This window comes from Streptomyces spororaveus, assembly GCF_016755875.1.
Taxonomy (GTDB): domain Bacteria; phylum Actinomycetota; class Actinomycetes; order Streptomycetales; family Streptomycetaceae; genus Streptomyces; species Streptomyces spororaveus.
This window is the reverse complement of record NZ_BNED01000009.1, coordinates 1-12,028: the sequence shown is the minus strand read 5'-3', so window position 1 is coordinate 12,028 and position 12,028 is coordinate 1. Positions and strand designations below refer to the sequence as shown.

At 70.7% G+C, this 12,028-nt stretch carries 13 protein-coding genes and 2 pseudogenes; 12 read left to right on the top strand and 3 right to left on the bottom strand.

Going from position 1 to position 12,028, the window contains the following annotated elements:
- Positions 1-533 precede the first annotated feature (533 nt).
- The 9 genes and pseudogenes from Sspor_RS39975 to Sspor_RS39940 form a co-directional block, all read left to right on the top strand.
- Positions 534-872, top strand: a complete 339-nt coding sequence (locus Sspor_RS39975) for a MerR family transcriptional regulator (RefSeq protein WP_202204195.1) — start codon at positions 534-536, stop codon at positions 870-872.
- A 186-nt stretch (positions 873-1,058) separates the two neighbouring features.
- Positions 1,059-1,607 carry a hypothetical protein gene (locus tag Sspor_RS39970; RefSeq protein ID WP_237404469.1) on the top strand — a complete coding sequence of 183 codons (549 nt, stop codon included), beginning with the start codon at positions 1,059-1,061 and terminating at the stop codon, positions 1,605-1,607.
- A gap of 92 nt (positions 1,608-1,699) precedes the next feature.
- A complete protein-coding gene (locus Sspor_RS39965; RefSeq protein ID WP_202204194.1) occupies positions 1,700-2,698 on the top strand; it encodes a linear amide C-N hydrolase in 999 nt (332 codons plus the stop codon).
- Positions 2,699-2,831: 133 nt separating this feature from the next.
- Positions 2,832-4,019, top strand: a complete 1,188-nt coding sequence (locus Sspor_RS39960) for a glycoside hydrolase family 64 protein (RefSeq protein ID WP_237404468.1) — start codon at positions 2,832-2,834, stop codon at positions 4,017-4,019.
- A gap of 305 nt (positions 4,020-4,324) precedes the next feature.
- Positions 4,325-5,836, top strand: a complete 1,512-nt coding sequence (locus tag Sspor_RS39955; RefSeq protein WP_202204193.1) for a glutamate synthase subunit beta — start codon at positions 4,325-4,327, stop codon at positions 5,834-5,836.
- A gap of 183 nt (positions 5,837-6,019) precedes the next feature.
- The gene (locus Sspor_RS39950) at positions 6,020-6,616 is read left to right on the top strand and encodes a GNAT family N-acetyltransferase (protein WP_202204192.1); all 597 of its coding nucleotides are present in this window, start codon (positions 6,020-6,022) and stop codon (positions 6,614-6,616) included.
- A 40-nt stretch (positions 6,617-6,656) separates the two neighbouring features.
- A pseudogene (locus tag Sspor_RS41705) lies at positions 6,657-6,737 on the top strand (IS5/IS1182 family transposase); the annotation flags it as partial.
- Positions 6,738-6,943: 206 nt separating this feature from the next.
- Positions 6,944-7,174 carry a MafI family immunity protein gene (locus tag Sspor_RS39945; RefSeq protein ID WP_237404467.1) on the top strand — a complete coding sequence of 77 codons (231 nt, stop codon included), beginning with the start codon at positions 6,944-6,946 and terminating at the stop codon, positions 7,172-7,174.
- A gap of 37 nt (positions 7,175-7,211) precedes the next feature.
- Positions 7,212-7,445, top strand: a pseudogene (locus Sspor_RS39940) (IS5/IS1182 family transposase); the annotation flags it as partial.
- 163 nt (positions 7,446-7,608) lie between these two features.
- On the opposite strand, the gene Sspor_RS39935 reads toward Sspor_RS39940, so the two are convergent.
- Positions 7,609-8,382, bottom strand: a complete 774-nt coding sequence (locus Sspor_RS39935; RefSeq protein WP_202204190.1) for a TetR/AcrR family transcriptional regulator — start codon at positions 8,380-8,382, stop codon at positions 7,609-7,611.
- A 106-nt stretch (positions 8,383-8,488) separates the two neighbouring features.
- On the opposite strand from Sspor_RS39935, the gene Sspor_RS39930 reads away from it, so the two are divergent.
- The gene (locus Sspor_RS39930) at positions 8,489-9,580 is read left to right on the top strand and encodes an alpha/beta fold hydrolase (RefSeq protein WP_202204189.1); all 1,092 of its coding nucleotides are present in this window, start codon (positions 8,489-8,491) and stop codon (positions 9,578-9,580) included.
- 239 nt (positions 9,581-9,819) lie between these two features.
- Positions 9,820-10,146 carry a hypothetical protein gene (locus Sspor_RS39925; RefSeq protein WP_202204188.1) on the top strand — a complete coding sequence of 109 codons (327 nt, stop codon included), beginning with the start codon at positions 9,820-9,822 and terminating at the stop codon, positions 10,144-10,146.
- A 385-nt stretch (positions 10,147-10,531) separates the two neighbouring features.
- On the opposite strand, the gene Sspor_RS39920 is transcribed toward Sspor_RS39925, so the two are convergent.
- Positions 10,532-10,792 carry a hypothetical protein gene (locus Sspor_RS39920; protein ID WP_202204187.1) on the bottom strand — a complete coding sequence of 87 codons (261 nt, stop codon included), beginning with the start codon at positions 10,790-10,792 and terminating at the stop codon, positions 10,532-10,534.
- Between the two features lie 157 nt (positions 10,793-10,949).
- On the bottom strand, positions 10,950-11,408 hold the full coding sequence (locus tag Sspor_RS39915; protein WP_202204186.1) for a winged helix-turn-helix transcriptional regulator: 459 nt from the start codon (positions 11,406-11,408) through the stop codon (positions 10,950-10,952).
- On the opposite strand from Sspor_RS39915, the gene Sspor_RS39910 reads away from it, so the two are divergent.
- Complete coding sequence (locus Sspor_RS39910) at positions 11,388-11,798, top strand: YybH family protein (RefSeq protein ID WP_202204185.1); 411 nt, start codon at positions 11,388-11,390, stop codon at positions 11,796-11,798. The two genes, Sspor_RS39915 and Sspor_RS39910, sit on opposite strands and share 21 nt — an antisense overlap.
- The last annotated feature ends 230 nt before the right edge of the window (positions 11,799-12,028 follow it).

The window sequence follows — 12,028 nt, the reverse complement described above, 5'->3', positions numbered from 1 at the left end:
ACCCGTTCCAGCGGGCCTCGGCGATGCTCGGCGAGCCGGCGCCCGTATCGGTATCTGCCTGACCGCACAGCACCGGCACACCGCCGGCACGGCACATGAGGGCCCGACCGGCACGTCCGGTCGGGCTCTCACGCTGTGCCGGTGCTGCGGCCGTGCCGTGCCGGGGCTGTGCCGGTCGGGAGAAGATCTATTGGCCTTCGACACGAGAAAACCTATCACCGCCAAGGTAGACATCCGGCCCTGCCACGCCTATGGTTTCTCTCGTAGCCAAGATCGAAGGAGGGGGGAAGCAGACACCATCAGGATCGCCCGGGCAGGACGCACACGGCCCGGGTACCGCACGACCCCCGAACGGCAGGTGGTCCCCGGTCAGGCATTCACGATCCCCGCTCTCCCGCCCGTCTCCAGGGCGCGACCGCGGGTAACAGAAGGTCGGCGCAGCGCTGAGGCCGACAGATGGTGTTGAATTCCCTTCAGGGCCTTGGTGTCGTACGGCACCAAGGCCCTTCGACGCGTTCTAAGAAGAGGTGCAGATGACAGCGGATGACTCGCTCGGCGGCCGGCTGGACGACGATGACTACCCTGCCTACACGATGGGCCGGGCCGCCGAACTCCTCGGCACGACCCCCGGCTTCCTGCGCGCCATCGGCGAGGCTCGTCTGATCACACCGCTGCGGTCCCCGGGCGGTCACCGCCGGTACTCCCGCTACCAGTTGCGGATCGCGGCCCGCGCCCGAGAGCTCGTGGACCAGGGCACCCCGGTCGAAGCGGCCTGCCGCATCGTCATCCTGGAGGACCAGCTCGAAGAGGCCCAGCGCATCAACGCCGAGTTCCGCCGCGCCGCGACCGCCGCGCCCGACGACTCCCGCTGAGCGCCGGCCACCCGTTCAGGGCCGGCGTTCCGGCGGGACTCGGCCGGGCGCGGGCCATCCGGGCGGGGCGCAGGGCGCGTACGGCATGGCGCCCCGGGCCGCGGCGCCCCGCGGCGCATGCTGGGCCTCCCCGCCCCGCAGGAGAGGCCCGTGCGTGAATCCGGACCGGGAGTGACCCCGAGGCCCGTGACCGCCGCAGCAGGCGATGGCATTCCCGCTCCCGGGGTCATCGGCATCGGACTCGCCGCGGTGCTGACGTTCGCACTCGCCCAGGGTTCGTGGCAGTGGTTCGCCACGTTCATCGGGGTGACGCTGCTCGCGGTGATGCTCGCCTTCCAGCGGCGGGCGGAGTGGAACCCGGACATCCGCTCCCCGTACCTGCGCGGCCTCGTCGCGTACTCGCTGGTCGTCGGCCTGTGCGTGGCGATCGCACTCGCCCCGCTCCTGCAGCGCCGAGCCTGGCTGTTCCCGATGCCGGCGACGCGCGGCGACTGCGTGCTGGTGGGCAGGTACCAGGCCCTGCAGGTGGAGGCCGGCCTCGGGAACCTGGCCGGCAGTGACGGGGCGGCCTTGGCGTTCGTACAGGCGGACCAGGCCCGTAAGGCTGTTGCGGAGTGCCTGGCGGCCACGACGACCCTGTGGCTGCCGGTGTACGGCGTGGGGGTGGCGGTGCTGGTGGGGGTGTGCGCGTGGTTCCGCGACCGGGCCCACGCCCGGTCGCGGCCCACCGGATAGGCCGTCTCTTTCGGACAGTACGAGCCGTGTCCCCGGGGTACACGCCTCGGCCGCGAGCCGATGCGTACGGCTCACGTAGAGAGGGATTCCCCATGTGTACGCGGATCTTGTGGAACACCAACAACCACGCCGTCCTCGCGGGCCGGACGATGGACTGGCCGGAATCGACCGAGCCGGTCCTGACGGTCTTCCCCCGAGGGCTTGAGCGCAACGGCGGCCGACTGGGGGACACCACCGTCGTCGGCGACAACCCCCTGCTGTGGACCAGCAGATTCGGCAGCCTGGTGACGACCGTCTACGGTGCCGGAACGGCCGACGGCCTCAACGAGGCCGGCCTCGCGGCGCACATGCTGTACCTGGACAGCACCGACCTCGGCCCCCGTGACCCCGGCAGGCCGGGCCTCCAGATCGCCCTGTGGATCCAGTACCTGCTGGACGGTGCCCAGACCGTGCAGGAAGCCCTGGGCCTGCTCGACGCCTGCCAACTCGTACCGGTCGAGCTGCGCGGCTTCCGGGCCTCGGTGCACGTGGCCCTGGAGGACGGGTCCGGCGACTCCGCGATCATCGAGTACATCGAGGGTCGGCGGCGGGTGCACCACGACCGCAGCTACACGATCATGACGAACGAACCCTCCTACGAGGAACAACTGCGCCTGCTGCGGGAAAAGGTGCGCGCCGTGCAGGTGCTCGGCCACGACCGGCCGAGCAGCGATGTACCCCTGCCCGGAAACGTCAACGCGGTCGACCGCTTCCAGCGCGCCGCCTACTTCAGCGCACTGCTGCCCGAGCCGGCGGACGACCGGCAGGCGGTCGCCGGAATCCTGGCCGTCACTCGCAACGCCTCGGTGCCGTTCGGCGCGCCGTACCGGGAGGGAAGGTTCCGGACCTACAACACCGAGTACCGCACCGTCTGCGACCTCACCCGCAAGCGGTACTTCTTCGAACTGTCCACCAGTCCGAACCTCTTGTGGGCCGAGATCGACCGCTTCGACCTGTCACCCGGCGCTCCCGTCATGACACTGCACCCCGAGGGGATCGACCTCGTCGGGGACGTCTCGGAGAGGTTCACGCAAGCGCCTGCGCCGTTTTAGAGCAGAACCGGACCTGCCATTGACAGGACTTGAACGCAGATCGAAGCTGAGAGCGCTCTCAGCCGTCAATACCCAGGCCATCGAGAGCACCGCACCTCCCCCCACTGCAAGGTGCCCCACAAGGAGGAAAGTCGTGTTCCGCTTATCGAAAGTGCTGGCGTCCGGGCTCTCGGCGCTCGCGGTCGCCGCCGGCCTGATGGCGGTCGGTCCACTGTCGGCCGCAGAGGCCGTACCGGCCACCATCCCGCTCACGATCAAGAACAACTCGGGACGCAGCGAGCCGGTATACGTGTACAACCTGGGCACGCAGCTCACGACCGGCCGGCAGGGCTGGGCCGACGCCAACGGCGGATTCCACCCCTGGCCCGTGGGAGGCAATCCCCCCACCCCCGCGCCCGACGCGTCGATCGCGGGTCCGGCCAGCGGGCAGACCAAGACGATCCGCATACCCAAGTTCTCCGGACGCGTCTACTTCTCCATAGGCCAGAAGATCGTCTTCAAGCTCAGCACCGGCGGCCTGGTGCAGCCTGCCGTGCAGAACCCCTCCGACCCCAACCGCAACGTCCTGTTCAACTGGTCCGAGTACACGCTCAACGATGCCGGCCTGTGGATCAACAGCACCCAGGTCGACATGTTCTCGGCTCCGTACGCGGTGGGCGTGAAAGCGGCCGACGGTGCGGTCACGAACACGGGTCGGCTGAAGCCGGGCGGCTACAACGCCGTCTTCGGCCAGCTGCGTTCGGCCGGCTGGGGCGGACTGATCCAGAACGGCCCCGACGGCAAGCCGCTGCGCGCGCTCTCGCCCGGTCACGGCATCGAGGCGGGCGGGATCCCGGCCGGTGTCATGAACGACTACATCAACCGGGTCTGGAACAAGTACAGCTCCTCCACGCTCACCGTGACGCCCTTCGTGAACCAGCCGAACACCAAGTACTACGGCCGGGTCTCGGGCAACGTCATGAACTTCACCAACGGATCGGGAGCGGTGGTCACCAGCTTCCAGAAGCCGGACTCGGACAGCGTCTTCGGCTGCTACAAGCTCCTGGACGCACCCAACGACCTGGTCCGCGGCCCGATCGCCCGCACCCTGTGCGCGGGCTTCAACCGGTCGACGCTCCTGACCAACCCCGGCCAACCGGACGCGAACGACACCGACTTCTACCGTGACGCCGTCACCAACCACTACTCCCGCATCATCCACGGGCAGATGGCCGACGCTAAGGCGTACGGCTTCGCCTTCGACGACGTCGGCGCCCATGAGTCGCTGGTCCACGACGGCAACCCGCAAGAGGCCTTCATGACACTGGAACCGTTCAACTAGGGCGGGAGTCGCCGGGGGCGCGAGCCACGGGATTCGGGCACGGGCGCGGTGAGCCCCTGCCCGGTCCGGCCCGCCGGGTCCGGCCCGCCCGGTCCGTTCGGCTCGGTCGGCCGGGGCCGAAACCGCGGCCGGTCCACTCCCGCGAGGGCGTCACCTTCCGCACCCGTCCGGTCACCCGCTTCGATCCCCCAGGGCACGGCCGCGGAGGCGGCGTAATCTGGCTGAACCGCCACAGAATGCGCGTACGAGCGACACGGTGCGCGGGCCGTGCCGCTCACCGCGCCCACGATCCAGGGAGGCGGCGCGTGACCGATCCGTTCGGCTTCCTCAGGATCCCCCGCGAGGCGGTCCCGGCCCGCCCCGTAGAACAAAGACTCGGCGACTGGCGCGAGGTCTACGCGGGCCAGGCGCTGCTGCCGCTCGTCTCACGGCAGGCCGAGCGCTGCATGGACTGCGGCATACCGTTCTGCCACACCGGCTGCCCGCTGGGAAACCTCATACCCGAGTGGAACGCGTACGCCGCCCACGGGGACTGGCGTGCCGCGTACGAGCGGCTCCACGCGACCAACAACTTCCCGGAGGTCACGGGCAGGCTCTGCCCGGCCCCCTGTGAGGACGCCTGCGTCCTCACGATCAACGCGGACCCGGTCACCATCAAGAACGTCGAGCAGACGATCGCGGACGAGGGCCTGCGGCTCGGCTACATGGCCCCCAGGCCCCCGGAGAGGCACAGCGGCAAGTCGGTGGCCGTCATCGGCTCCGGTCCGGCCGGACTGGCCGCGGCGCAGCAGCTGACCCGGGCCGGTCACCGCGTCACGGTCCACGAACGGGCCGATCGGATCGGCGGACTGCTGCGCTACGGCATCCCCGAGTTCAAGATGGAGAAGAGCCACCTGGACCGCCGCATCGAGCAGATGCGGGCCGAGGGCACGGTGTTCGTCACGGGCGCTGACGTCGGCGGCACGACCGGAGCCGGAGCGGACGAGCTGCGCGGCGCGTGCGACGCCGTAGTCGTCGCGATCGGGGCCGGTGAGCGCCGGGAGCTGCCGGTCCCCGGCCGTTCGCTCCATGGCATCCACCAGGCCATGGACTACCTGACCTGCGCCAACCGGGTGCGCGAGGGCGACTACCCCGTGTCGCCCGTCAGTGCCGAAGGCCGGCACGTGGTGATCGTGGGTGGCGGAGACACCGGCTCCGACTGCCTCGGCACGGCCCTGCGGCAGGGTGCGATCTCCGTGCTCCAGCTCGACATCAACCCCGAGCCCGGGGCGGGCCGGACCGACGACGAGCCCTGGCCGGTGTATCCGAGGACGTACCGCATCTCCCACGCCCACGAGGAGGCCCGCGGGCGCGAGGGCCGCGACCCCCGGTTGTTCGCCTGCGCCACCCTGCGCTTCGAGGGGGACGCGGCAGGCCGGGTAAGGGCGCTGCACCTGACCGCCGTCGAGCCGGTGGCCCGCAGCCCCCTGGCCGGGACCGAGGACGTCATACCGGCCGGCCTGGTCCTGCTGGCCCTCGGCTTCTCGGGCCCCGAGCGGGCCGGCGGCCTGCGCGAGCAGCTGGGGCTGGAGTTCGACGAGCGCGGCAACTTCGCGCGGGACGCGGGCTTCGCGGCGGGTGGCGGTCGCGTGCCGGGAGTGTTCGTCGCGGGCGATGCGGGTCGGGGGCAGTCGCTGGTGGTGTGGGCCATCGCCGAGGGCCGGGCGGCGGCAGCGGCCGTGGACCGCTACCTGACCGGCTCCACCTGCCTCCCGGCTCCGGTCGCCGCGCACGACCGGCCGATGACGGCCTTGGGGCGCATGCGCTACGGGGCCTGACGGCGGCCGGCCCGACCGGTACGACACCGAGCAGCGCCGGGCCCCTCAGGACCCTCTTCTAGGAGTCTCTATAGTTAGGGCAGCCTAACCTCGGGGCCGCGCATGCGCCCCGCCCCCAACCGGAAACGGAACCTGTAGGAGACCCGAGTCCACCCCCCCCTCGTCTCCTCGCGCGCGGACGTCATGACCGAGACCGTCGAAGGCTTCGGCACGGTCCGCTTCGCCCCGGTCGACCCCGTCGCGGACTCCGCCGTGCTGCACTCCTGGGTCGTCGAGGAGCGCGCGCAGTTCTGGGGCATGAACGATGCCAGCCGGGAACTCGTCCAGGAGATCTACGAGGACGTGGACCGCCGCGAGACGCATCACGCGTTCATGGTCCGGCTGGACGACGAGCCCGTGGCGCTCTTCCAGACGTACGAGCCCGCCGAGGACCGGGTGAGCGACTGCTACGCCGTGCGGGAGGGCGACATCGGCGTCCATCTCATGCTGGCCCCGATCACCGGCCGGCCCCGGCCCGGATTCAGCAGGACCCTCATCGGCTCGCTCATCCGGTTCACCTTCCGCGACCCCGCCGTCCTGCGCGCGGTGGCCGAGCCCGACGCCTCGAACGCCAAGGCGCTCGCCCTGCTGAACCGGCTCGGCTTCGTCCGGCAGGGCGAGATCACCCTCCCGGAGCTCGACCTGCCCGAGGTGTACCTGCCGGAGAAGCGGGCCGTGCTCGCCTTCCTCGACCGCCCCGCCGTCCTCCCGTCGCCCCTGGCGCCCGTCCGCCACGCCTAAAAGTTGTTGCAGAAGCCTCAGCTCGGGGCATTCCGCGTGTATGGGTGGGGTGTTGCGGGCTGAGTCGGTGTGGGTGGAGACGTTCACCGGGTTGCGGATGGACCGGTTCGCGACGGTGATCGCGGACGGCGTCTACCTGGGCACCGGGCTCACTCAAGCGGCACCCCAACCTGTCCGAGGCAGACCTTCTGCAACAACCTTTAAGGGCTGTCCCGTTACGGGTGGGCGAGTCGACAGCTCCTTGGCTGGAGACGAGGATGTCCGATGTCATCGGTCCGCTGAGTTCTGGCAGGGGGACAGCTCGTGAGCCTGTCGTATCGAGCACGTGTGGTGGCGCTCCTGGAGGAGTCGCCGCTCACCGCGGAGGCTGTCATCACGGACGTTCGCCACCTGCTCTCGCACGGGGAGGAGGCTTTGGCGTTCGACACGATGTGCTCGTGGATCTATGAGGACGATCTGCCCATCACCCGGCAGTACCACGCTCGACTGGTGGCAATGGCGGACGAGATGGACACCCCGAGGTCCGTCCAGCGCCTTGACGAACTGCTGATCGACTGACACTTACGCGCAGCGGCCTGTCTGGTCGCGGCCTAGGCGAGCGAACTCGACACTGCGCCAGCTCGCTCCCTTCTCCGGAGTGTCTACGTCGGCGGCGGACCGCATCATCGACCACCTCGGGCCCATGCTCGCGCTCCAACCCCACTAGCGGTTCGCAAAGGGCACCGTGCTCATCGTGGACGCCCCCCTCGTCCCGACCCGGGACCTCACGTTGGCGGAGCAGTCCGAGAACTGCCGGTACTCGACCAACCACCAGGCCGTCATCGATGCCGCCCCCCTCATCACCACGGGCCAGGTGCCCGCGGGAACGGGCCCCCGTCCGCAGCGGGGTGCGGGGGGTGGTTGGGGGGTCTGACCCAGGCTGCTCCACCGTCGAGCCGCCGACGGGCGACTACGCGAGGCCGTCACCAGGACGGACGTCGCCGGACGCGGCGCTAGGGACCGGCTTGCCGGGTGATCAGGGCCTCCACCCCGTCGAGGATCCGGTTCAGGCCGAAGTCCAGCGGGTCCCTGCCCTGTGGCGCGAAGGCGCCCTCCGCGATCGCCGACGTGAGCGCGGGGAAGCGGTCCGCGTGGCGCTCCAGGACGTCGGCGGTGAGCTGCGCCCACTCCGCGCTCGCCGCCTCGTCGTGGTCCACGTACTGCTGGGCGACGTTGCGGACATGGCCCACGAGCAGCAGGAACGTGTCATGCCGCTGGGCGGCCGACAGGCCGGTGCCGATCAGCGCGGCCAACGCCGTTTCCAGCCAGCCGAGTTGGTTCGGTCCCATGATCTGGCGGCGCATGCCGGTGGCCGCCAGGACCCACGGGTGGCGGCTGTACACGGCCGAGCACCGCCTGGCCCACTCGGTCAGCTGCGGGCGCCAGCCGCCGGGGACGTCCGCGACTGGGGCCGGGGGGCCGATGGCCAGGTCGACCATCAGGTCGAGGAGTTCCGCCTTGCCGGGAACGTACCGGTAGAGCGCCATCGCGGTGACACCGAACTCCTTGGCGACCCGCGCCAGGGAGACCGCGTCCAGACCCTCCCCGTCGGCGATCCCGATGGCCGCCCCGGCGATCCGGGCCGCGGAGAGCGAAGGCCTCGGGCCCCGGCTCGGCGGCTCCTGTTCGCCCCAGAGCAGCGCGACACTCGCCCTCGCGCCGCCCTGCTTCGCGGCCGGCCCGGGTGGCTCCTGCCCGTTCGCCTGGCCGCGCTTCTTCGCCGTCATGCTCGTCTCCTCGCGTCTCCCATTGACACTCCATCCTAACTGTTTATAACGTATAGCCAACCGCTTACGGCATATACAGTTGCGCTGCACGGATCCAAGGAGAGTCATGATCGCCACCATCGTCGCCACCTCCGCCGCCGCACTCCTCGCGGCGCCCACGACCGGACTGCTCGCCCACCGGGCCTTCAGGCGCTCCCGCAACGCCTCCCTGATGCGGATCGACACCCCGAACGGCATCGACGAGCAGGGCTTCGTCCGCATCGGCGGCATCGACCAGTGGATCTCGGTCCGCGGCGAGGACCTGGCCAACCCCGTCGTCCTCGAACTGCACGGCGGCCCCGGAGCCTCGACCGCGATCTTCGGGCCGCGCACCAGAACCTGGGAGAAGTACTTCACGATCGTCCGCTGGGACATGCGCGGCTCCCTCAAGACCTTCGGCCACGGCGGCGCCGACGGGCAGGGCGAGATGACCTTCGACCGGATCTACGCGGACGCTGTCGAGGTCACCGACCACATACGCGCCCGCCTGCGCGCCGACAAGGTCGTCCTGCTCGGCCACTCCTACGGCAGCGCCTTCGGCGTGCGGCTCGCCCGCGAGTTCCCCGACCGCTACGCCGCGTACGTCGGCACCGACCAGAACATCCACGACGCCGGCCGCGACGACTCCGTACGTCAGGCCCTGCTCACCCGCCTGCGCGGTGCCGGAAAGCGCAAGGAGCTGGCCGCCGTCGAGGCGCTCGGCCGCGACGAGCACCGGTGGACGGCCCGCGAGCGCGCGATGTACGCCAAGCTGCTGGCCACCAGCGACCCGCTGACCTTGGAAACGATGAAGAAGGTCGTCATGGGGTCCCTGTGGTGCTCGCCGCGGCACTCGCTGCGGGAGATGGGGCTCTTCGTCAAGGGCATGACCTTCTCGGAGCAGATCACCGCGAGCGCGTCCGGGTTCGACGACTGGGCGGACGGTACCGAGTTCGAGATCCCGTTCTTCATCTTCCAGGGAGAGAAGGACGTCCTGACGCCGCCCGCGCTCGCCCGTCGCTTCTTCGACGCCGTCCGTGCGCCGGTCAAGGGCTTCGAACTGATCCAGGACTGCAGCCATTTCGCGGCCTTCCGGCGGCCGGACCGGTTCCTGGAGCTGCTGCTGGCCCACGTGCGGCCGGTGGTCGCCGACCCGGCGCCCGCGGCGGCGGGAATCTGACCGGGCCGCCATCGGCCGGGCGGCCGAACGACCGTCTTCCTCCGCCCGACGCGCCTGGCCGCCGACCGGCCCGCCGTCCAGGCCCGGCAGGCCGCTGAACATCGCGGTCGACCGAGTCGGTGCATACGTGGCGTGCGCCCCTGCCGGATGGCTGCGGGCGGCATGTCGTCCCCACATCCGGTGTGATCGCATGTTAGGGATATCGGTGCAAAGGTCCATTAAGTAGGAGGTATGTGATGATGCGTACGACTCTTCTGCGTGTGGCGATCGCGCTGGGTACCGCGGCAGTGCTGGCCGCCGTCGGCGCGAGCGCGGCCAGCGCCGACGGCGTGGGCAGCTCAGGCATCGGCAACCACGGCGTCGGGAACGCCGGTGTCTTCAACGACGGTGTCGGGAACGCCGGTGCCCTCAACGAGGGTGTCGGGAACGCCGGCGCCTTCAACCACGGCGTCGGAAACGCCGGCATCGCCAACTGGGGACTGGGTAACGCGGGCATCGCCAACACGGGCCTCGGCAGCCACGGCATCGGCAACTCGGGCATCGGCAGCTCCGGCATCGGCGACTGAGACGGGTCCCTGAGCCCCGTACCGCCGAGCGACATGACACCCCCGGCTGACAGCCGGGCGCGTCCCCGGGATCGGCACCCGCGTGCGCTCCGTGGACGCGGTCGGTGCTGAGCTGAGGCACCGGGACCGGCACCGACACCGACACCGGCTTCGGCTCCGTGCGGCAGACCTTGCTGCACCGGGCGGAGCGTGACGTACACGCCGCACGGGCGGGCCGACGGCCGTTCGCACGCAGCCGACAGGAAGGCCCCGAGCCCTCTCGGGGCCTTCACGCCCGCGCACACGCGGCTCCGAGGCCGGCGGGCGCGAGCAGGCAGTTCGCCGAACGCGGGCGAGGTCAGTCGGTAGAGCCGGCCGGCCAAAGGCTGCCCGTGGGTCTCGGTCTCTACTTCTCGGGCGGCCTGGACCGCGACGCCCGGCGCCCCTGCCACCACACGGTCACTGTGGCGAGGCCTCCGGCGGCGACGAAGAAGCCCGCCTTCACCGCGGCCTTACCGGACAGGAAGGCCGCACCGGGGCCCAGGTTCCAGCCCTGCCACCAATAGACCGCACCCACGGCCGCGGCGGCGAGCACTCCCGCCACGACCCCCAGCGCGGTCCGCCGCCATGTCCGCCCGTCAGTACGGTCCCCCGTGTCACTGGTCATGCGGATCACGCTAGGGCCCCGGGGCGGCGGTGTTCGTCCGCACGAAGGATGACCGGGCGCGCGACTTTCGTCGCGGGACGCACGCGGAGGCACAAGCCGAAAGTCTCTGAACGCATGTCAGGGCGCCGACACCGGGACGACGGTACGTGTCTGCCGATCACGCAGGCCCCAGCCCCACCCCTGTCCGGTACAGCTCGACCAGGAGCGGCCGCAGGGCCGCCCCGGCCGGGGTGAGGTGGTAGCAGGTGCGGACCGGGAAGCCGGGCAGCCGGTCCCGGGCGGCGAGGCCGCGCCCCTCCAGCGCTCGCAACCGGTCGGTGAGTACCTTCGGGCTGATTTCCGGCAGCCGGGCCGCCAGTTCGCCGAACGACAGCGGCCCGCCCATCAGCTCACGCAGCACCAGCGTGGTCCAGCGCCCGGACACCGCCGCGAGCGCGCGCTCGACGGGACAGTCAGGCTCCGGCCGCCGGGTGCGGCCGCCGGCGTCCGGGACCAGCTCGACGTCCCAGCCCCCGGCTTCCCCGGCCCCGCCCCTGCCCGCGCCCGCGTGGCTTTCCGTTTGGTGAGCTGCTTCGGCATCGGTTTGGCTGCGGCCATGAGCATCGAACGAGATCATGCGCCCACTGTCACCCTGACCGCCGATCCCGGGCAACACCCGGCGGTCTTCGCGGCGGCCTTCAACACCGGTGACCCGGCGGCGGTCGCCCAGGTCTACGCGCCGGACGCCGTCTTCGTCCCGCGGCCCGGAACGCCCCTGACCGGAGCCGCGCTGGCTTCGGCCACGGCGGAGTTCCTGGCGCTCGGGCTGCCGATCGAGGTAAGCGTCCGGCACACGTACACGGCGGGCGATCTCGCCCTGCTGATCGTCGACTGGAGCATTTCCGGCACCGGCCCCGACGGCGCCCCTGTCCATCTGACGGGGACAGCCACGGATGTGGCCCGGCGCGGGTCGGACGGGCTGTGGCGTTATGCCGTCGACAACCCCTTCGGTACAGCCTCGGCATAGATCCAAGACGCATTTCACGCTCTTCGGCCCTACCCGAAAGGCGAAAATCCGCCAGGAATGCGGAATGTGGAACGCGGAATACCGCAACCGCGTGCCGCTGGATCGGCTGTCACCAGTCCGTGCTCCGGCCGGACGGAGCGCGTCGCCTTCTGATCCCCCTTCGCGCTGCGCCCGCCCTCGACTCCGAGGCCGGGTGCAGCGGTATTCATCGCGCCACGGCGGCTTGAAGT